Annotated in this window: 17 protein-coding genes; 12 read left to right on the top strand and 5 right to left on the bottom strand. The window is 45.8% G+C overall.

Annotated elements, in window-relative coordinates; genetic code table 11:
* The first annotated feature begins 31 nt into the window (after positions 1 to 31).
* On the top strand, positions 32 to 2,335 hold the full coding sequence (locus ACBP55_RS26690) for a glycoside hydrolase family 3 N-terminal domain-containing protein (RefSeq protein ID WP_464645895.1): 2,304 nt from the start codon (positions 32 to 34) through the stop codon (positions 2,333 to 2,335).
* A 74-nt stretch (positions 2,336 to 2,409) separates the two neighbouring features.
* Positions 2,410 to 4,857, top strand: coding sequence for a glycoside hydrolase family 38 N-terminal domain-containing protein (locus ACBP55_RS26685; RefSeq protein ID WP_464645894.1), 2,448 nt, complete (start codon positions 2,410 to 2,412; stop codon positions 4,855 to 4,857).
* 124 nt (positions 4,858 to 4,981) lie between these two features.
* On the opposite strand, the gene ACBP55_RS26680 is transcribed toward ACBP55_RS26685, so the two are convergent.
* Together ACBP55_RS26680 and ACBP55_RS26675 are read right to left on the bottom strand one after the other, a co-directional pair.
* Positions 4,982 to 5,131, bottom strand: coding sequence for a helix-turn-helix domain-containing protein (locus ACBP55_RS26680; RefSeq protein WP_464645893.1), 150 nt, complete (start codon positions 5,129 to 5,131; stop codon positions 4,982 to 4,984).
* Between the two features lie 96 nt (positions 5,132 to 5,227).
* On the bottom strand, positions 5,228 to 6,322 hold the full coding sequence (locus ACBP55_RS26675) for a hypothetical protein (protein ID WP_464645892.1): 1,095 nt from the start codon (positions 6,320 to 6,322) through the stop codon (positions 5,228 to 5,230).
* Positions 6,323 to 6,745: 423 nt separating this feature from the next.
* On the opposite strand from ACBP55_RS26675, the gene ACBP55_RS26670 reads away from it, so the two are divergent.
* The 3 genes from ACBP55_RS26670 (at position 6,746) to ACBP55_RS26660 (ending at position 9,979) form a co-directional block, all read left to right on the top strand.
* On the top strand, positions 6,746 to 8,098 hold the full coding sequence (locus ACBP55_RS26670; RefSeq protein ID WP_464645891.1) for an ABC transporter substrate-binding protein: 1,353 nt from the start codon (positions 6,746 to 6,748) through the stop codon (positions 8,096 to 8,098).
* Positions 8,099 to 8,197: 99 nt separating this feature from the next.
* Positions 8,198 to 9,076: a carbohydrate ABC transporter permease gene (locus tag ACBP55_RS26665; protein WP_047687703.1), complete on the top strand. Its 879-nt coding sequence runs from the start codon at positions 8,198 to 8,200 to the stop codon at positions 9,074 to 9,076.
* 12 nt (positions 9,077 to 9,088) lie between these two features.
* Positions 9,089 to 9,979 carry a carbohydrate ABC transporter permease gene (locus ACBP55_RS26660; protein WP_173188338.1) on the top strand — a complete coding sequence of 297 codons (891 nt, stop codon included), beginning with the start codon at positions 9,089 to 9,091 and terminating at the stop codon, positions 9,977 to 9,979.
* Here ACBP55_RS26660 and ACBP55_RS26655 read toward each other — a convergent pair.
* Positions 9,969 to 10,880, bottom strand: coding sequence for a helix-turn-helix domain-containing protein (locus ACBP55_RS26655; protein WP_464645890.1), 912 nt, complete (start codon positions 10,878 to 10,880; stop codon positions 9,969 to 9,971). The two genes, ACBP55_RS26660 and ACBP55_RS26655, sit on opposite strands and share 11 nt — an antisense overlap.
* Before the next feature lie 118 nt (positions 10,881 to 10,998).
* Here ACBP55_RS26655 and ACBP55_RS26650 point away from each other — a divergent pair, with 118 nt between their 5' ends.
* The 4 genes from ACBP55_RS26650 to ACBP55_RS26635 all read left to right on the top strand — a co-directional run bounded on the left by ACBP55_RS26650 (position 10,999) and on the right by ACBP55_RS26635 (position 13,656).
* Positions 10,999 to 11,145: a hypothetical protein gene (locus ACBP55_RS26650; RefSeq protein WP_464645889.1), complete on the top strand. Its 147-nt coding sequence runs from the start codon at positions 10,999 to 11,001 to the stop codon at positions 11,143 to 11,145.
* Positions 11,146 to 11,164: 19 nt separating this feature from the next.
* Complete coding sequence (locus ACBP55_RS26645; RefSeq protein ID WP_464645888.1) at positions 11,165 to 12,265, top strand: hypothetical protein; 1,101 nt, start codon at positions 11,165 to 11,167, stop codon at positions 12,263 to 12,265.
* 126 nt (positions 12,266 to 12,391) lie between these two features.
* On the top strand, positions 12,392 to 12,598 hold the full coding sequence (locus ACBP55_RS26640) for a hypothetical protein (protein WP_464645887.1): 207 nt from the start codon (positions 12,392 to 12,394) through the stop codon (positions 12,596 to 12,598).
* Between the two features lie 314 nt (positions 12,599 to 12,912).
* A complete protein-coding gene (locus tag ACBP55_RS26635) occupies positions 12,913 to 13,656 on the top strand; it encodes an alpha/beta hydrolase (RefSeq protein ID WP_464645886.1) in 744 nt (247 codons plus the stop codon).
* 78 nt (positions 13,657 to 13,734) lie between these two features.
* Here the strand turns inward: ACBP55_RS26635 and ACBP55_RS26630 are convergent, their stop codons facing one another.
* A complete protein-coding gene (locus ACBP55_RS26630; RefSeq protein WP_464645885.1) occupies positions 13,735 to 13,977 on the bottom strand; it encodes a hypothetical protein in 243 nt (80 codons plus the stop codon).
* Positions 13,964 to 14,728 (bottom strand): ParA family protein, encoded by a 765-nt coding sequence (locus tag ACBP55_RS26625; protein ID WP_464645884.1) that lies wholly within the window; start codon positions 14,726 to 14,728, stop codon positions 13,964 to 13,966. Before ACBP55_RS26625 ends, ACBP55_RS26630 begins: the two co-directional genes overlap by 14 nt.
* Before the next feature lie 328 nt (positions 14,729 to 15,056).
* On the opposite strand from ACBP55_RS26625, the gene ACBP55_RS26620 reads away from it, so the two are divergent.
* The 3 genes from ACBP55_RS26620 (at position 15,057) to ppsA (ending at position 20,691) form a co-directional block, all read left to right on the top strand.
* Positions 15,057 to 16,220: a DUF4317 domain-containing protein gene (locus ACBP55_RS26620; RefSeq protein ID WP_171640810.1), complete on the top strand. Its 1,164-nt coding sequence runs from the start codon at positions 15,057 to 15,059 to the stop codon at positions 16,218 to 16,220.
* Positions 16,221 to 16,479: 259 nt separating this feature from the next.
* Positions 16,480 to 17,706, top strand: a complete 1,227-nt coding sequence (locus ACBP55_RS26615) for a multidrug effflux MFS transporter (RefSeq protein ID WP_464645883.1) — start codon at positions 16,480 to 16,482, stop codon at positions 17,704 to 17,706.
* 390 nt (positions 17,707 to 18,096) lie between these two features.
* Positions 18,097 to 20,691 (top strand): phosphoenolpyruvate synthase, encoded by a 2,595-nt coding sequence (ppsA, locus tag ACBP55_RS26610; protein ID WP_464645882.1) that lies wholly within the window; start codon positions 18,097 to 18,099, stop codon positions 20,689 to 20,691.
* Positions 20,692 to 20,805: the final 114 nt, after the last annotated feature.

Below are 20,805 nucleotides of genomic sequence, written 5' to 3'. Positions count from 1 at the left end.
ACCAGAATACATGCAAAGAGGATGGGATGGAATGGATTTTCCGTATCGTGATGCGGCGCTGCCGGTGGAGAAGAGGGTCGCGGATCTGCTTGGACGAATGACAACCGATGAGAAAATCGGGCAGTTAATCCAGCTTTTCGGTTGGAAAGCTTATGTCCACAAGGATGGAACGATAACCATAGCCGATGATTATAAAGAAAAGCTGGCTCGAGGCGGTATTGGCTCGTTTTACGGATTTTTGCGCGCAGACCCCTGGACTGGCGTGACGCTGGAATCTGGTCTTGCGCCGAAGGAAAGCGCTGAAGCGGTCAATCTGGTGCAGCGCTATGCGATTGAGAATTCACGCCTCGGCATTCCTGTACTGTTTGGTGAAGAATGTGCCCACGGGCACATGTCGATCGGTGCGACTGTTTTTCCTGAGCCAATCGCTGCTGCAAGCACATGGAACCCGGAGTTGTTCGAGCAGGCGTGTTCGGCGGTAGCTGAAGAAACGCGTTCCCGGGGTGGCGCTGCAACGTATTCGCCGATACTCGATATCGTTCGCGATCCGTGCTGGGGTCGGACGGAAGAAACGTTCGGGGAAGATCCCGTCTTATGCGCTGAGATGGGGACGGCGGCAGTCCGTGGATTGCAGACCGGGCTGCCGGATAGAGGAATTGCTGCGACAGTTAAACATTTCGCCGCTTATGGCGCCTCCATAGGCGGGCGCAACGGCGCTCCGGCGAATATCGGCCCGATCGAGCTGCGGGAAAAAGACTTATACCCGTTCGAGAAAGCCATCGAAGCCGGGGCCTTGTCCGTCATGACGGCTTACAATGAAATTGACGGCGTTCCGTGTACATCGAACCGCGAGCTGTTAATAGATATACTTCGCGATACGTGGGGCTTCGATGGTTTTGTTATTACCGATTGCGGAGCGCTAGGCATGCTGGCGGGAGGCCACCGAGTTGCGGAGGACGGACAGACTGCAACGGCGCTCGCTCTAAAGGCGGGTGTCGATATGGAGATGAGCGGCGAGGTATTCGAAGCGCATTTGCGCGATGCGGTTGATAACGGGATCGTGCCGATGGAAACCTTGGACCAAGCAGCAGCTCGTGTGTTGTCCGTTAAGTTCAGACTTGGCCTGTTTGAGAATCCCTATGCGGATCCAAAAAGAGCGGAGTCGGTCTCCGAAAGCGGAGAGCATCGCGAGCTTGCACGTAAGATGGCGCAGGAAGGAATCGTTCTGCTGCAGAACCGAAACGGCCAGCTGCCGCTCTCCAAATCGCTTCGACGCATTGCGGTGATCGGTCCGAACGCGGCCAACCGCTACAACCAGCTAGGCGATTATACGTCGCCGCAGCCGGCGGACGCGATTGTTACCGTACTCGATGGCATTCGCAGCAAGCTTGGGCCGGATGCCGAGGTGCGCTACGCCGAAGGCTGCCGGGTTTGCAGCGTGGACCGTTCGCAAATTGGCGAAGCGGCAGCGCTTGCCCGTTGGGCGGATGCGGCCGTTGTCGTTGTCGGCGGTTCAAGCGCCCGGCAGTTCGGCGACAATACGATCGACCAGACGACTGGTGCGAATCTCGTGCAGGACATGGCGGTCGATATGGATACAGGAGAAGGTGTGGACCGCAGCGATCTGGCGTTGTCCGGCGTACAGCTTGAACTCGTTCAAGCTATATATGATACGGGTGTCCCGGTCGTCGTTGTATTCGTGAACGGGCGGCCGGTAAGCGAGTCGTGGATCGCCGAGCACATCGACGCCGTATTGGAAGCGTGGTATCCCGGCCAGGAAGGAGGGCACGCGGTCGCGGATATTTTGTTCGGCGACTGCAATCCTTCCGGCAAGCTCCCGGTTTCCATTCCGAAGAACGTCGGACAGTTGCCCGTCTACTACAACGTTAAAAAAACGAACGGCAAGCGTTACCTGGAAACGGATACGGAACCGCTGTACCGTTTCGGTTATGGGTTAAGCTACACGACGTTCGCATACACTGGTCTGACAGTCGCTCCCGAGCGGATTACAGAAGAGGATGAGGCGTCCGTAACCGTGCGGGTGACGAATACGGGTTCAGTCGCCGAACAAGAAGTGGTGCAGCTTTACATTCGCGATGAAGTCTGTTCGGTAACCCGACCTGCGATGGAACTGAAACGGTTTGCGAAAATCGCGCTTGCCCCAGGCGAAGAGAAAACGGTCACTTTTACGCTCGGCAGAGATCAGCTTCAGTTCGTCGACCAGTCGCTTCAACGGATTGTTGAGCCGGGACGGTTTATGATCTATGTTGGCGGCGATCCGTCGGGGTTGCTGACTGCGGAACTCATTGTAGAACATTCGATGTTAAACAATTGAATTCAACCCGTACTTTTGCCCATTGAGGCAACCTGGATTTCATATCATTCATAGGTAAGGGAGAGTTGTATAATATGATCAAAACAAACCGGAAATGGCACATTTTCGTCATTCACCATTCCCATACGGACATCGGCTATACGGAAAGACAAGAACGGATCGAGCAGTATCACGTAGACTTTATACGACAAGCGCTGCAAATTTCGAAGGATGCCCGATCAGGGACGCGCAGCGAGTGGAGCGGCTTCAAATGGACTTGCGAGACGTTTTGGGCAGTCGAGCAGTTTTTGAAGGAAGCAAGCGCGGAAGAGAAAAACGATTTTGCGGAAGCCGTGCGGCGAGGCGATATTGAACTATCGGGAACGTATCTCAACATGACCGAACTGCCCGATTACGACCTTCTGCGATCCATTCACTCGAAAGCGGCCGAATACGGGCGTTCGATCGGTTGCCAGGTTGATTCGGCAATGACGGCCGATATTAACGGCTACAGCTGGGGATACGCGCAAAGCTTGGCGGAAGCGGGCATCCAGCATCTTTTTTCATGTATTCATACGCATCACGGGATGTTTGCGCTTGGCCGCAAGCAAATTCCGTTCTGGTGGGAGACACCAAGCGGCGACAAGCTGCTCGTTTGGAACGGAGATCACTACATGTTTGGCAACGAATTAGGGTTGTGCCCGGATGCGGTCAACAGTTACTTGATCCGTGATGAGTTTCATACGCCGGGGATTGTAGACAACCGCTTCGAAATCATGACCACTCGAATCGAACGTTATTTAAACAAGTTGGAGGAGGAGCAATATCCGTATGATTTTGTTCCTGTTATGGTACAGGGGCTGGCTACAGATAATGGTTCGCCTAACGGGGAGATTGCGGAAGTGCTTCGGACATGGAATGCGGAAAACGGGGACGAGGTTCGTATCGAGCTGTCAACGTTAAGCGAATTTTTCCGGCATCTGAGAGAGCAAGAAGCCGACATTCCGGTGTATCGGGGAGATTGGCCGGATTGGTGGTCGGACGGGGTAGGGTCCACACCGATGCAGACGCAAATTTACAAGGATGCACAGCGCACGCTGCGCAAAGTCAAACGGCTTGATCCGCAAAAGCAAATCGTTGACTCGGCGGAGCTGTCCGAAATCGAGCAGCAGCTTATTATGTATGCCGAGCATACATGGGGATTCCATGCGTCGGTTCATTCGCCTTGGCATTGGAACGTCCAGATGCTTGAGGTTCGCAAGCTGGCTTATGCGGCGAACGCGAGCCGGCTGGCTCACAGCGCTTTGGATAAAGTGCGTAACGCCTTGGACGGCTCTCTGCTGCACCCGGGACGCCCGTTCCGTTATCGTGTCGTCAACACGGAACAGCATTCTTCCAAGCAGCTTGTCGACTTGGAGTGGGACGGCTTTGAGAACGAACGGTTCAAAGACGGACTGGAAGTCGTTGAAGAAAGCAGCGGGCATGTAGTTCCTTCTCAGCGAGGCTACCAGACGGTTACGGTCGAAGCGGATTTAAAGCCGGGCGAGCAGAAACAATTTTTCATCCGGCCGGTGGAAGTCTCGAAAGCGAAAACGACGAGCAACTTCAAGCTGGTCGGTGTTGACTCGGTTTATGACATCGAGGATATGCACCCGCACGGCGGAGAGCCTGATATGTTCGTCATTTCGCAGTATGCCATCGAATCACCGTTTGCGGTCATCCGTTGGAGCGAAGACGAAGGGATCTTCTCGTGGGTGAACAAGGAAACCGGGGAAGAGATGATCCGCGCGGACCGAAAGCACGGAGCATTTACACCCGTGTACGAGGTGACGCCTGCGGTTGATCCGATCAACCCGAGCAGCATCTACACCGCCCGCTCTTCGATGGGCCGCAACCGGAAAGGGCTGAACGTGAAGCGCTCGGCCGGACGTATAGTGAAGGCAAAAGCGGTTGGGAGCGGTCCGTTGTACGGCGTCGTCGAGCTCCAGTTTCAATCACCGGGGATGAGCTATTATTCGCTGTTTTTAAAGCTTTGTACGACGATCAACAGGGTCGATGTTGCCGTTCGCTTTCATAAAGACAGCGTATGGGAACCGGAAAACGTCTATATTTCGCTGCCGTTCACGAACGGAAGCTTAGACGATGAAACGTTGTGGCTTGATAAGCCCGGAGCGCTCGTGCGTCCATGGACCGACCAGTTGCCGGGAACACTGCTCGATTTTTCTTGCATTCAAGAGGGGCTTGCTTTTGTAAGTGAAGACCGTTCGCTGATGATCGCTACCCCGGATACGCCGCTCATGCAGTTAGGATCTTTGGAGCATGGCAAAAGACTGCTGCATACGCAGCAGCGGGAAGATACCGAGCGACAGTTGTACGCTTGGGTGATGACCAATTACTGGGAAACGAATTTTAAAGCGACACTCGGCGGATTCTACGAATTCCGTTATCACTTAGAATGGAGCAAAGATATCGGTACAGCGGATCAAGCGATCGGTCGCTGCCAAGCAATGAGCTCCGGTTTTACGGCGTGGCGAATTAAATAATTTGGCGATCAACTTAGAGGTAAGAAGCTTATCTTGGGAGATGAGTCAATCGGAATTCGTTGTCGACAATAGCCTATCCCCCCTTCTGAACAATGGCAGGGGATTAGGCTATTGTTGTTTCACCTTATTCAGCATAATTTTTCCTGAAACTCCCCGGCGTTTCTCCCGTTATTTTCTTAAATGCATACGAAAAATGCGGTACATCGGAAAACCCGCAGAATTGTGTGATTTCTTCCATGGTGTAGTCCCCGTGTTTAAGAGTATGTCCGGGCATATAGAAAGATCGTCCTCTCGAAAACGGAAGATGCTACACTGCGTTTAAAGTACAGGAAAGAACTTAAAGAGAGCGATGTCAGGCATTTGAAATGCGCTACTCAGACACGATGCCTGAGTTGGCGAATAGGATTGCCTCGGTGGTCTCCCAGAGCTTCGGTAGGAACTGCATGACGTCCTCTGAACGGCGTATGAAGGAATCGGTGGAAGTGATGCCGAGGTCGGCGATGATAGCCTCAAAGTCTGGAGCGAATAACCGTTGCAGGTCCGGTGGAGCGTCTGCAGCCAAAATCTTGTGGCAGCGGGCAAAGGTTGCGACGATCCAGAAGACCGCTTCACGGTGGTTGCCTGTCCGGATGAGTTCACGGCTTCCGTCGATTGCAATTGGTCGTGTTGTGGCGGTGATGTCGGTACTAAAGAAGAAAGGTGTTTTGGCCACAGTTGCAGCGGCATCGTATACTAGTGCGAGCTTGGCGAGATGATGTTCGATGCGCTTGGGGGTCAGATAAGCGCAGCCTAGCAGCTTCAGCAGATCTGGGTAGAGGTCAGCGTGGCCGTATTCCGTAAGCACATCGCGTGCGGCGAGGTAGCGGAACCGCACCGTAGGGTTGCGAAGTGCGGCCACAAGGAGGACGTGCGTTGTTACGCCGGTCGGGAATAACCACGCCGTCACTAGATCGTGCAATGGTGCAGAAGTATCTATGGCCTGCAGTGCGTTCTCGATCTTCTGCCGAGCGTTCTCACATCGGCGACGTACCCACACCCGCTCAGCAAAGTGGCGAGATACCTGTGTTTGCAGTCTGCGCAGATGTCCGGTGGGGTCAGAAATGATCGAATCTACGCGGAAACTGCCTGCAAGGTGATAGGACGTCAGAACCCCATCGACCGAGGCGAGTTCGTTCCAAGACAAATACGTGGCTTCCACAAGGATGCCATCGTAGATGAACTTCCCAAGTTTGAGTGGGGGCTCAGCATGTGTGGTAACAATCACGACATCGATATCGGAGGCTGCCGACAACTCAGCGTCATCAGGCAGCCCTACCGTCGAGCCGCTGAAATACGCCCCAAGGAAACAAGCATCTATGCTGGCGTGGTGCATGACCCATTTAGTCGCTGCAGTTCGCGCAGACCCGACTTTCACGGAAGCTTGTTGAAGCTTATGACTTATCTTTATTTCGTTATGTTTCGCCAAGTGAATGCCCCCAACGACTAATCATTTTTTGAACATCTTCATACAAGTCAAACTTTAAAATGAGGATTGGGCTGCTCCTATGAATATGTGATAGAGCTCCATTGTATGATGTTTAGATTCAAAGTTCTATTGTAAATTGAGTATGGATCAATTTCATAGTCTTAAGGTTAACTTTTTTGACATTTTTTTCACTGATTTTGTCGAATAATAGTTAGTGAAAATTCCGCATTAATCAGCAAAATGCGACGATAATAGGATCTGAAAAATATTAGATGCTTGATCAAAAAAATCCATCTACTATTCGGGAAAGTTCATTGAAAACGCTATCATCATATTCTAAAATATGTTTAACTCATAGCAGTCCAATTTATTCCAGTGGTTTTATATCTAAATATGTGAGAGGAGTCGATTGGAAGAATGGTAATGAAAAAAACGTGGGGGTTAACAACCAGCTCCGTCCTGATGCTAACGATGATTACTACTGCTTGCAGTCTCTCTTCACCGGCAGGTGGCAACACAGCAGATGCAACGAAGGGATCAGGGTCTAAGGCTGGAAATGGAGAGGTTATCAAATTAAAGTGGAGTACTTGGGGTAATCCGGGAGAGTTAAAGCGCTTTTACGAACTGACAGATCAGTATAATAAAGATCATCCGAATGTGAAATGGGAGCTGGTACCCGTACCGAACGATGGCTACGAAGAGAAAATCATTACTCAACTGCAGGGTGGCACTGCGCCAGACGCATTTTACGCTGGAGATCAAACCGTCGTTAAACTTATTAGTAACGGTTCAATCGAAGAATTGACACCATTGATGAAAGTAGGCAATGGCCCAATCAAAGCCGAGGATTTTGCTGAAGGATTATGGGGCGGTTCGAAGAAAGGCGATAAAATATATGGAGTCACAGTCGACTGTAATCCGTTAGTCATGTACTACAACAAGACAGTATTGACTGAAGCGGGTATCACCGACGATCCACAGAAATTGTACGATTCAGGGCAGTGGAATTGGAAGAAGCTACAAGAATTAACGGAGCAGCTAAAGTCTAAAAATAAATATGGTCTTGTACTTGAAGATTGGTCATCCCCGGTCTATTCATGGGTAACGTTAAACGGAGGTAAAGCTTACGATAAGCCTCAGGATGGCAAATTCATTGGAGATCAGGATCCGAAAACGGTTGAAGCCTTCCAATATCTTGCGGAAAACACAAAGAACAAAAACTTCGTATTCTCAGGTTCACTTCCTAAAGGACAAGGCCCAGATGCCATGTTCATGTCGAACCAAGTCGGATTTGGGATTGCTGGTCGTTGGTGGGTTCCGCAGTTTAATGCAAACACTTCTTTAAAATACGACATTGTCCCACTACCAACTAACACTGGCAAAAAAATGGAACCAGCTGGCATTCCAACAGCTTACATGGTTATGAATAAAAAGACAGCTCATGCTAAAGAGACTTATGAGTTTCTATCCTACTTTGTTTCCAAGGATGGTCAAAACTTCCGTCTTAAGGGCGGAAATGCAGTTCCTTCGATTAGCGGTGTAGATGATCTCGTTTTGGATAAGAATGCACAGCCGGCACATGCGCAATATTTCCTCGATGCTCGTGAGATTGGTTATGCCCTATGGCCTTCCGAATCAGCTGTTCCTGGAGCTTCTGATGTTGTGAAAGATAACTACGACCTCTTGTTGTTAGGCAAACAGGATGCTCAGACGACATTAAAGAAAATAAGCGAAGGTGTTAATAAGAAGATCGACGAAGTAAAAGCGAAAAAATAGGATGCATGTACGGTAATGTGTGACATGAAGGAGGGAAGGATGTTTGTATTCCGTCCCTCCTTTTTATTTTTTTGAAACCATTTATAGGGGAGGACTTGCATGAACCGTAAACGTTCTAATACATTCTGGGGGTATTTCTTTATTGCCCCACAATTAATCGGACTGCTTTCCTTTTCACTTATCCCTCTGATCACAACCTTTGTTTTGAGTACATTAGATTGGGATGGATTTCAGCCTGCGACTTTTATTGGATTTAATAATTTCAGTTACGCCTTTCATAATCCTGATTTCCAGAAGGCACTAGTGAATACCCTTTATTATTCCTTATTAACGGTCCCAATGGGTATTTTTCTAGCGATATTGGTCGCTGTTGCTTTGAACAAAGTGAGATATCGTGTTATGTATCGGTTGTTTTTCTTCATGCCAGTAGTTACAAGCTCTGTCGCTGTCGCGATTGTATGGATGTGGCTGCTTAATGGTGACTTCGGCATCATCAATTTTCTGCTGCATAGCTTGTTCGGCATTAAAGGGCCACAATGGTTGACTAACTTGAACCTCGTCCTGCCATCATTGGCGATTGTAAGTATTTGGCAAAAATTAGGATTTAACATGATCATTTTTCTGGCTGGTTTACAGGGAATATCCAGAGATTACTATGAGGCTTCCATGATCGACGGTGCATCAAGGTCACAGCAATTCTGGAAAATTACTGTGCCACTTTTGTCACCAACTACCTTATTTGTTACCATTATTGGCATTATTGACTCGTTTAAAATCTTTGATACGGCTTTCGTTATGACGAGCGGTGGTCCAGCAAAAGCTAGTTATACGATTGTGTATCATTTGTACGAGCTAGCCTTCAAAAACTTTCAATTCGGACGCAGTGCGGCAGCGGCTACTATGCTTTTTGTTATTATTCTGACTTTTACCATTGCACAGACCTATATTTCACGCAAATGGGTCCATTACGCGGATTAAGGAGGATTTCGCATGAAAACGGTAAATCAGAAATTAGTTCCAGCAGGGACAGTACCCAGTAAACAAAAGAGCAAGCATATAGGTAGTAAAGTATCAACCATTATTCTGCATGTGCTGTTAATTTTAGCCTCTGTAGTCATGTTTGGCCCGTTTCTTTGGATGGCATTCAGCGGTTTAAAAGACTTAGCCCAAATCTTTCAAGTGCCGCCGACCTTATTTCCAAATCCATGGAGATGGGAGAATATTAGCCGATCTCTAACAGCTATGCCATTTGATAAGGCATACATAAACAGTGCTTATATTTCTGTGATCGTGGTACTGAGTCAATTGTTAACATGCTCTATGGCTGCTTTTTCATTTGCTAAAATTGATTTTCCCTTTCGTAATGTTCTCTTTATCCTGTTTCTTTCCATGTTGATGGTTCCCGAACAGGTTACGATCGTTCCACTTTACATCATTTTAAAAAATCTCGGCTGGCTCGATACGCATTTATCGCTCATTGTTCCGGATGCATTGTTCAGTGCTTTTGGTGTATTTTTATTGAGGCAATTTTTTATGGGTATCCCACGTGACTTATCAGAAGCAGCCTACGTAGATGGTGCGAACATGTGGAAGATTTACTGGCGTATCATGGTTCCTCTCATTCGTCCGGCACTAGCCTCGTTGGCGATAGTTTCGTTCTTGGGAAATTGGAACAGTTTTTTTAAGCCTGTTATTTTCCTGAGCTCAACCGATAACTTTACCGTACCTTTGATGCTTAGTACGTTTAAGGGACTCTATGTGACTGACTGGACGTTAATGATGTCCGGTTCTGCTATTGCCGTCATGCCTGTACTGCTCGTTTATCTTGTTCTCCAACGTAATATTATCGAGGGCATATCTATGACAGGCATTAAGGGTTAAGGTGAAAATAAACATTAATCGGATAATTTTCTTCCAATCGTTCGTCAGGAACGATGTGTTGGACACGTGGGTCCGTATATTCTTTGCGATATTCTGTCGCTGTCATACCGTAATAGGCGGTAAAAGCTCGTGAAAAGTAATGATTCTCAGCATATCCACACTGCGAGGCGATTTCTTTAATGCTAAGTGTACTATGACGAAGCATATGAGAAGCGCGTTCTAGCCGCAGTTGAATGATCATTTGACGCAAAGGAATTCCGATGACACGTACGAAGACTCTAGTCAGATGTTCATGAGATAACTGACAATGAACTGCAATATCGGCTACGGTGATAGGCTCAAGGAGCCTATTACGAATATAGGTTAATGCTTTGCTCACCACGAGCGGATAGGCGGGGTCGGTTACGGCCTCTTTTTTATTTTTTAAATATTCCATAGAGGGGACTGAAGTGTTTTTGCTTTTATTGCCCAAGTATTCAAGTTCGCTAAGCAGAGCTGACAATAAGATATTGCATCGATTGATATCTTTCTCTTCATGAGCGATGTGGAGGATCTGGCTGATTATAGCCGATGGTAGTCCACCTTCCCTAACCGGTATTACATCACAACACTTCGTACTAAATAGCGTAGGCGCGAACCATTCACCACCATTGAAATGCAGAAAAAGATGACGAGTAGCTGCGGTCTCTCCGAAATGATAGCTGTGAGTTTCCCCTGCCTTCGTAAGGACCCAACATGGTTGATTCAATGTATAAACTTGATCTCCATTTCGGTAGATGGTTCCATTTCCCTGAGGGAAAAACACAAACTCGTTATCGTCTAAAATACGTGGTCCCAGCTTCCAGTTACGTCGAACAACAAAGTCACCGCAGTAATGTAAAGTAGGCAATTTTTCATTCAATTAGAGGCACCCTTTCTGATCAAATAAATCCATTGAAATCCTTTCTTTATCTATTGTAAACGAATTCACATTAAGAGAAAATGAAATTATTCAGCACTCGATATAGGAGGGAATTAAGTTGGAAATTACATTTACAGGAATTGCTAATCCACATTCAATTGGTGCTTTTGGTGTTGATGCGAACGCTAAGATACTGCAGAGATATAGGTTCATTCATGAGCGTCTTATGTTTATAGGTGCAGCTCAGACTGCCTGCACGACATAACTGGGACATCAAAACTGCGATGGGACGACACATCTATGAGGATGCAGAAGCAGCGGATCAGCTTCGTACACGTGTGAGCCATCTGCGTACGCCTCTTGCTAACGTTGGGCAGGAACCAGATCCAGCTTTAACGCTGCTTATGGACGAAATTCTTCATGCTCGTACAGATTCCGAATGGTTAGCTGGCGTGTATACAGTGATTAAACCAGCGCTTATTGAAGCCTATAAGAGCCATATACAACGTACACAACAAATTGTAGATCAACCGACTATTCGTATATTACGCTCAATCCTTCTCGATCTGGAGGAACAAGTAAATTGGGGGGAAGCAGCAATTGCTCACCTGAAGAACGAGGGGGAGTGGGAGGAGGCTGGTTCTGAAGAACTGTGTACGTTGTTAAAGCGATGCATCCTTGCAGCAGGTGGAATGAGCAACGAAATGAAAAGGTCTACAGAAATACCAGAACGTATAAGATCATTCCAGGTCTATCAATTGCCCAAAAAATCGCAACGAGAAGCACGTATGGGTGAAACAACCCTTTACCGTACAAGCATGGGAATGAAATTCGAGAAGCCGAATGACGACAGACTTGTCGGTATGATGAGAGTACGTCAGGAAGAGATGACGGCGGCGGAACTGATTGCAGCTGTGTTATGGTCACAAAAAGGAATGCCGTGGGCATTCTATCGGGACTTAGCAAAGCACTTGTGGGATGAGGTTCGCCATGCGTTGTTTGGTCAAGCAACTCTGGAGGCTGAAGGGTTGAATTGGCGTTCACGCCCGCAATATACGTCTGATTATGATATCAATATAGAAAAAATCCCGAGTGCCCAATACGCGTGGCTAAGTATTGGAATCGAAGAGGGGGCGATGAAGCGACCGGGGAAAGTAGGGGAATTTGAATTTTGCAGAGATCAAGTGAAGCATCCATTAATGACTCAGTTCCAGGATTACGATTGGGCAGATGAGGTGGTCCATGCATCCTTCGGCCGTACATGGACTCCTGAGCTATTTGGTGAAGAACTAGGATTTATACGTGAAGTTGCAAAGCATGAGTTAGATCATTTTTTCAGTGAAGTTCGAAAGGCAGAAGAGATAGCTGCTGCCGAGGAGAAATAGCTATTACCTATATAAAAACCAACGATTGTAAATTCTCAATAGTAATTCCTAAAAATCGAAATTTACTTTTCTCTATGCCTACTTTATGATCAAAAACATCACAAATAGGAATGGAGTGAAGTTCCATTGGCACTTTCTTTGCGTAACGAAGTAAAGTCCTCTAAGCAACTGCTGGAGGCATTCAACAAGAAAGCTTATGGTGCAGAAAAGCTTGTGTTCGCAGGAGTTGGTGATAAGGATGTATATAATATTGTCGCTCCTTTTATTGCAGGATCCGTTTATCACGTTTATCTCTGGGGAGTTAGTTTTTGGTGGTGTCGAGGTCGTCTTTGATAGGAGAATCCTAAGCAGGTCGTAACATGGCGCACCTTGTTCTATAAGGGAACGGATATACAAGATTTAACTTACTTTGCCTGTTAAATTGGTAATAAATTGACCGGTGACATCGTACTCATAAGAGAAAATCGCTTTTACATTCGACATTGTAGGATGGAGCAACAGTAGGGGGGGCTGAATGTATCTAATTCAAGAATAAAAAAATGATTATTTTTGGTCTGACAGTAATTGCCCTACTATGTATTTTACTAGGCAACCAACTCAATTCCGCAAAGAAGCAAATTCATAACAAACAAAACTGAGGTGAAAAAGTGGACAATGTAAACAAACTGAACTTTGTAATTATTCATGGCTCGTGGGCAGATATTAGTCAGTTTGATGCAGTATCTGCCGAGCTTCGCAAACTAGACCACACAGTTTACGTACCGGAACTGCCAGGTCATGGAGTCCTGACAGATAAAAACGTAACTCATGAGCAAATTACGACAGCCGTTGTTGACTATATCAAGGAAAAAGATTTAAATCATATCGTTCTGCTCGGACATAGCTTTGGCGGTACGGTAATCGCAACAGTAGCACAGCAAATCCCGGACCGAATCGACCGTCTCGTGTTTGCTAACGCTTTTGCTCCTCTGGACGGCCAAAGCTTGTACGATCAACTTCCGCCGCCTGTTCAAGAAACTTTCAAACAATTGGCAGATGCATCAAGTAACAACACGATCATGCTCCCGTTCCCGCTGTTCCGCGATGCCTTCGCTAACACGGCTAGCTTAGAGGAAGCGAAAGCGATGTATAGCAAGATTACCCCAGAACCTGCGAGCCCATTATTTCAAAAACTAGATCTGAAAAAGTTCTACAGCCTGCAAATTCCGAAAACTTATCTTAACCTGACTGAAGATATTGCTCTTCCACACGGCGACTTTGCATGGCATACGAACCAATCCAACCATCTTGGTTTCTTCCGTTACATTGAAGGTGACGGAGACCATTTTACTACCTTCCAGACAGAACCGAAAATGATCGCCAAAAAATTCGTGGAAGCAGGCAGACCTTAATTACTATCGGCCGGATCTTTCTGTCCAAAAATATTTAAGTCGAATGAGCTGTAGAATGAGCGAATCCCCACTGGCCTATTAGACCGGTGGGGTATTTTTATGTCTTCGCATATACTCTTCTACGGCCTCTACAACAACATCAACCATCTTCTTATTCTGTTTCGCGGCGAATATCTTTAACTCAGTATGGAATTGATCATCGAAATCAAAAGTTGCTTTTTTCTTATTTACAGGTTTCTGTATACCTGTATTTACAGTTTCCTGTATTTTTTGACTCCGCCGTTTTCCTAATAACTGCTCAATCGCATCACGCTTGGACACGCTGCTCCAGCTCCTCGACAAAATTTCTATAATTGCTTAGTGCCGATGTATCTGAATTACTGTATTCCTGTATTCCTGTAATAGAAAACTCCTTGATTCTATTTCTTCGCTTTATTTCCGATCGAAACACAACTCCCTCGTATTCTCTCCTTACCCTATCAATGATTGTTTTATCAATGATTGTTCTAGAATCAATCATTGTTGGCAATATGCCGCATAAAACAAGGTCCAGCTCTTTAACCTCTTTGATGTGAATCATTGTTGCGATATATCTGTCCAGCGCGTCATAACACATTGGTTCGCATTGTAGCATGACGATTGCATAGTCGGAAGCCACTAAACCATTAATAGTGTGCTCTCCGAGATTTGGAGGTAAATCAATAAGTATGTAGTCGTATCTAGCCTTTACTTTATGTAGTGTATCTCTCAAAATGGTCGAACTCATTGAAGGATTTTGATGGACAAGCATAGGCAGAGTTGCAAGCATTTCATCAGCCGGAATGAAGTGAAGGTTGTAGGTTAACTTGCGGATGTAGGGGGTGGGATTCATGTTTTTACATGCCTCAAAAATAGTCATTTTGGAGTAATCGTGTATATCTCGTTGAGTAAGAAACTGTGTCAAATTGCCTTGGCTATCGAAGTCGACACAGAGAACCTTGTACTTCTTAGAGAGAAGATACCCCGTGATGGCCGTGGTTGTCGTTTTGCCAACACCGCCTTTTTGATTACCGATTGAAATAATGGCTCCCATAACCCATTCCTCCTTATTTCTGTAAACCTTTATTCCTGTATATAGTTCTACAATAGATCTATTTAAAAGGGGGCCATGCACGTCAAGTCGAGAGTGTGTTGTCATAATTTTTGAGAAAATTTTCAGAATTACTGAGGATAGATTCTCAAAATTGTTGAGAAATCTATAATAATGCATTAACATACAGGAAGTGACCGTGGAACCCTTCTCATGAAGGGCTTTTGTTTTGATGTGAACACTCAGGAAGGCAAATCATCCGTTACAAATTTCTAATTCAATCATTAGTACTAGTAAGGCCATTTTACTTCATAGGAGCGTCTGAAGGACCATGATAAAGAAAGAAATCGCGCATATTCGCAAGCATTTTAAATTGGATAACGAAATGCTTAAAATCCACGATATTTTTAACGTGTATATCATGAAGGAAAGCAATGAGATCTACCATTATGAGCGCCAACCGTTCGCCCTAGTAGACAGGGAAAAGCAGGAACTATATATGCTCAATTTCAAAAAACTGCTGACCGGCGAATTAGATCAGAAGATGTATGAGTTAAAGTTTCAGGAGGAAGCGGAGCAGCCTACGCAGGTACTTCTCCATCAAGGTTTAGTGACTGGTAATGCGGAAGAATGGCAAGATCTGATGCTTTTGTTGGTGGAAAAAATGTTGGTGGATACCACATACGAACAGGATACAGTGATTACTTTCGTTCGCGGACAATATTCACGGCCGACTAAGAGTAGGAACGAAGATGCCATGGAGAGCGAAAAAAACGAGATGTTCGCGAATCTATTCATTCTGTGCAGCGTGAATTCTACGGAACAACAGAAGAAAACGCTCATGTTTGACTATGTGGAGAGAGAATTTAAGTATAACGTTTTCGTAGATCCGATCATCAAATTGAACACGCCGGAACAAGGTTTTTTCTACCCTAGTGTGACAGACAACTATTCCGACGTGAATCGCATTCTGTATTGCTCGGGGAGAGCGCATGAACCGAATTGGCATTTCATCGATCAAGTCTTAAATGCAGAGAAGACCGTGACAGCGTTAGAAGAGAGAGCCATTTTTGAGGACATCGTGAAGGAAGTGGCGGGCGATCAACTTGATGCCGCTACGATCGCTCATGTGTATGAGGAAATTCATCGGGTCATCGAGTCCAACGAGGATGAAGAACCTCCAAAGCTGGACTATAAAGATGTGGAACGCATGCTGTCGGTCAGTGGTGTAGAGGGCGTGACGATGGAAAAGGTGGAACGAGCGTTCCAAAACGTCGTCGACGACAAAAACTATGAACTCAAAGCAAGCAGCGTCATGCCGAAGTTCACTTCGAAATCGATTAAAATTGATACGAAGATAGCCACGATTTCGGTCAGTCCTCAAGATTTAAAGTACGTGAGACAGGTAAATTATCAAGGAAAACGATGTATCTTGATCGAGGTCGACGAAGACGTCGTGATCGAAGGATTTACGCTCAGTACGGAGACGTTGTAAAGTAGGGGACGTTCAGGCAGACAGCCCATTTGGCGTGCTCAGTTTTGTTAAATTGGGTGGGTGCCTTTTTTGGCATCCGTGATGTCGGCCGTCTATTAGTCGAGAAGCAGTTGGTACAGGAAACTCCTGAATCGGCTGCTTTTTGCTTTTGTTACATCACAATAAAACTGTTGTCTAAAACAATACAGTTATGATATGGTGTAACAAAAAAGAGATATGAGTTCCGGATATGGAATGAAGAATAGGAGAACATCATACGATGACCAACAAAAACAATCAGCATGCCGTTAGACTAGCGCTGCTGCTCGGTTTATTTTCGACACTCGGGCCTTTTACCATCGATATGTATTTACCAGCTTTTCCTCAGATTGTAGAACAATTCGGTACGACAGTTTCTCTCGTCCAGCTCAGCCTGACCGCCTGTTTACTGGGACTTGGCGTCGGCCAACTGGTCATGGGTTCGCTCAGCGACGTCTATGGCAGACGCATGCCGCTGCTAATTTCCATGGCTATATATGTTGTGGCATCCATATTTTGTGCGATTTCGCCGAGTATTTGGCTGTTGATCCTTTCACGGCTCGTGCAGGGGTTTGTTGCATCGGCGGGCATTGTCATTTCCCGTGCAATCGCACGCGATATGTTTAGCGGTCACGAGCTCACCAAATTCTTCTCGCTGCTCTTGCTTGTCGGAAATTTGGGCCCGCTTGTGGCGCCGGTGACGGGAAGCGGTGTTCTAGCGCTCACGAGCTGGATCGGCGTCTTTATTGCTTTGGCACTGCTGGGGGCCTTCCTCTTTGCCATGACAAAATGGAGACTCCAAGAGACGCTGCCTGTCGAGCGCCGCAGTCCCAGCAATTTTGCTCAGCAATTGCGAAACTACGGATCGCTTTTGCGAGACCGCTCATTTGCGGGCTATATGCTCGCGCAGGGGGTCATGATCGCTGGGGTTTTCGCGTACGTTTCCGGAACACCTTTTATCTATCAAAATATTTATGGAGTTTCCCCTACGGTATTTGCACTGTTATTCGGATCGAACGGCATCAGCTTGATCATCGGCTCGCAGTTGGTCGGTCGGATGGCTCACCGTATTTCGGAGCAGACCTTCCTGCTGTTCGGTCTATGGCTTGCCGGCACAGCCAGCATCGCCGTCTTATTGGTGGCCATTTTCCACGGGCCGCTGTACGCACTCGTGATTCCGCTCGTCTTCTTTGTAGCGGCCATCGGTATCACATCCACGGCGGCTTTTCCACTTGCGATGGAGAGCCAGGGGCATATGGCGGGCAGTGCGGCTGCGCTGATGGGCGTCATTCCCTTTTTGCTCGGTGCGGTCGTTTCTCCGCTAGTCGGCATTGCCGGGGAAGGCACGGCTGTACCGCTGGGTGTCATTATTTTGACCACTAGCGCAGCAGCGATGCTGTCTTATTTCATCTTAGTGAAAAAAAGGGTCGAAAGAGACGGCTTGGAGCGTTTTCCAATATCAAGCTAAGACTTTGTATTATCGAAGTGGTAATGGGTTGTTAGATGGGAATCTAGGGGATACTTGCATTTATTGAGTCCAACAGGATTCATCCAGCGAAATAAAGTGAACATTAACTTTAGACAAAAAAAGGATGGCAATTTGCCATCCTTTTTTGATGTTCTCTTAGCCGAATATGCGTCCGAAATCGTTGTCAATTTCAAATTTGAACCTCAAAAAAAACCTGGATAGTTTTATCAGGTTCTTTCATATTGCATATAATCAGACACGATGATATAATCAGCTTACGGCCATTACATTTTATATTGACATAATGATTGCATCTTACACTTAAAGTGTACCATGCCGGTAAACTCTTGTCAAATGTTTTTTCAATTTAATGGTTAGGAGAGATATTGAATGAGTTCTTTGGTTCTCGGTTTTCAGGAAATGGAAAAAACGCAGCTTTTGCTCGTTGGCGGAAAAGGGTTAAATTTAGGGGAATTATCAAAAATAGAAGGCATACAAGTACCAGAAGGATTTTGTGTTACAACAGTTGGATATCAAAAAGCCATCGAACAAAACGAAACGTATCATGCTTTGCTCAATCGACTAACCATGCTAAAAGTAGAAGATCGAGATCAAATTGGTGAAATCAGCAGGAAGATTCGACAAATCATTATGGAAGTAGAAATTCCTTCCGATGTTGTGAAAGCAGTTGCTCACTATCTCTCCCAGTTTGGTGATGAACATGCTTATGCAGTTCGTTCTAGTGCGACTGCTGAAGATTTACCACATGCCTCTTTTGCTGGTCAACAAGACACCTTTTTGAATATCATCGGCGTCGATGCCATCTTGCAGCATATCAGCAAATGTTGGGCTTCCCTATTTACGGATCGCGCGGTAATTTACCGTATGCAAAATGGATTTGACCACAGTCAAGTTTATTTATCCGTTATCGTTCAAAGGATGGTTTTCCCACAGGCTTCGGGGATTTTATTTACGGCTGATCCAATGACCTCCAACCGAAAGGTGCTATCCCTCGATGCCAGTTACGGACTTGGAGAAGCATTGGTCTCTGGCTTGGTTTCTGCCGATAATTACACAGTACAGGAAGGAAAAATCGTCAATAAGCGGATAGCAACCAAAGAATTAGCTATCTATGGACGTAAAGAAGGTGGAACTGAGACCAAGCAGTTTGATCCTGATCAGCAAAAGACTCAAACACTTACTGAAGAACAAATTTTACAACTGGCACGCATCGGAAGACAGATCGAAGCTTATTTTGGTTACCCACAAGATATCGAATGGTGTTTGGCCCACGATACATTTTATATTGTCCAGAGTCGGCCAATCACGACATTATTCCCTATCCCTGAAGCGAATGATCAAGAAAATCACGTCTATATATCTGTTGGTCATCAACAAATGATGACAGATCCCATAAAACCACTGGGATTGTCTTTTTACCTGTTAATTACTCCTGCACCTATGCGTAAAGCCGGAGGGAGATTGTTTGTTGATGTTGCACCTAGGCTGGCTACACCTGTCGGCCGGGAAACTTTATTAAATACCATGGGATCCGATCCGCTCATAAAAGGCGCACTCATGACCATAATAGCGCGAGATTTTATAAAATTGTTACCAAATGATCAAACAGCACCGATTCCGGGCAGAAGTAATACAGATATGCTGGCACAATTCGAGAACGATCCGACAATCGTTTCTGATTTGATTAAGCGTAGTCAAACATCGATAGAAGAGTTAAAACAAAATATCCAAACGAAATCAGGATCAAATTTATTGGATTTTATTTTAGAAGATATCCAGCAATTAAAAAAGATTTTATTTGACCCACAAAGTTCGGCTGTGTTTATGACTGCTATGAATGCTTCATCATGGATCAATGAAAAAATGTACGAGTGGCTAGGTGAAAAAAACGCAGCAGACACACTCTCTCAATCTGTGCCAAACAATATTACTTCGGAAATGGGTCTGGCGCTATTGGATGTCGCGGATGTGATTCGTCCTTACCCGGAAGTGATTGATTATTTACAACAGGTAAAAGATGATCATTTCTTGGATGAACTCGTTAAATTAGATGGCGGACAAGAAGCCCAAGCCGCTATCTATGCTTTTCTGAATAAGTACGGAATGCGATGTGCCGGTGAAATCGATATGACGAAAACTCGGTGGAGTGAAAAACCAATTACACTTGTCCCGATGATTCTTGGTAACATCAAAAACTTTGAGCCTAATGCTGGCAAACGGAGATTTGAGCAAGGGCGACAGGAAGCTTTGGAAAAAGAACAAGAGTTATTAGATCGATTGAAGCAATTACCGGATGGTGAACAAAAAGCCAACGAGACAAAACGAGTGATCAGTCTAATTCGGAATTTCATCGGTTATCGTGAATACCCCAAATACGGTATGATTAGTCGCTACTTTGTATATAAGCAAGCATTACTGAAAGAAGCCGAACAGCTCGTACTAGCAGGCGTTATTAATGATAAAGAAGACATATATTATCTCACTTTTGAAGAACTTCGCGATGTCGTACGGAACAATAAACTGGATGACCAGATCATCAGCAAACGAAAAGACGAGTACAAATTATTTGATAAACTAACGCCCCCACGTGTTATTACGTCTGATGGTGAAATCATTACGGGTAAGTACAACAGAGAAAATCTCCCAGCCGATGCAATTGTAGGTCTGCCTGTTTCTTCTGGAGTGATCGAGGGACGAGCACGCGTCATCTTAAGTATGGAACATGCTGATCTAGAAGATGGAGATATCTTAGTCACTTCCTTTACTGACCCTGGCTGGACACCATTATTTGTTTCCATAAAAGGTCTAGTCACCGAAGTTGGTGGATTGATGACCCATGGAGCAGTTATCGCACGTGAATATGGCTTGCCAGCAGTTGTCGGGGTGGAAAATGCCACCAAACTGATAAAAGATGGGCAACGAATTCGCGTGCATGGAACAGAAGGGTATATTGAAATATTGTAATTAAATGCAATAAGGGGGTATTTTTATATCCTATCGTAATTAAAGACAACCTTTTAATAATTTATTACATCCCTTTCCGTGAAGGCTGGTGGTAAGATCTGATTGTGAGGATAA

It is taken from the genome of Paenibacillus sp. WG02, from assembly GCF_055396115.1.
The sequence above is the reverse complement of the archived record's forward strand: the minus strand, read 5'-3'. Positions and strand labels throughout refer to the sequence as shown.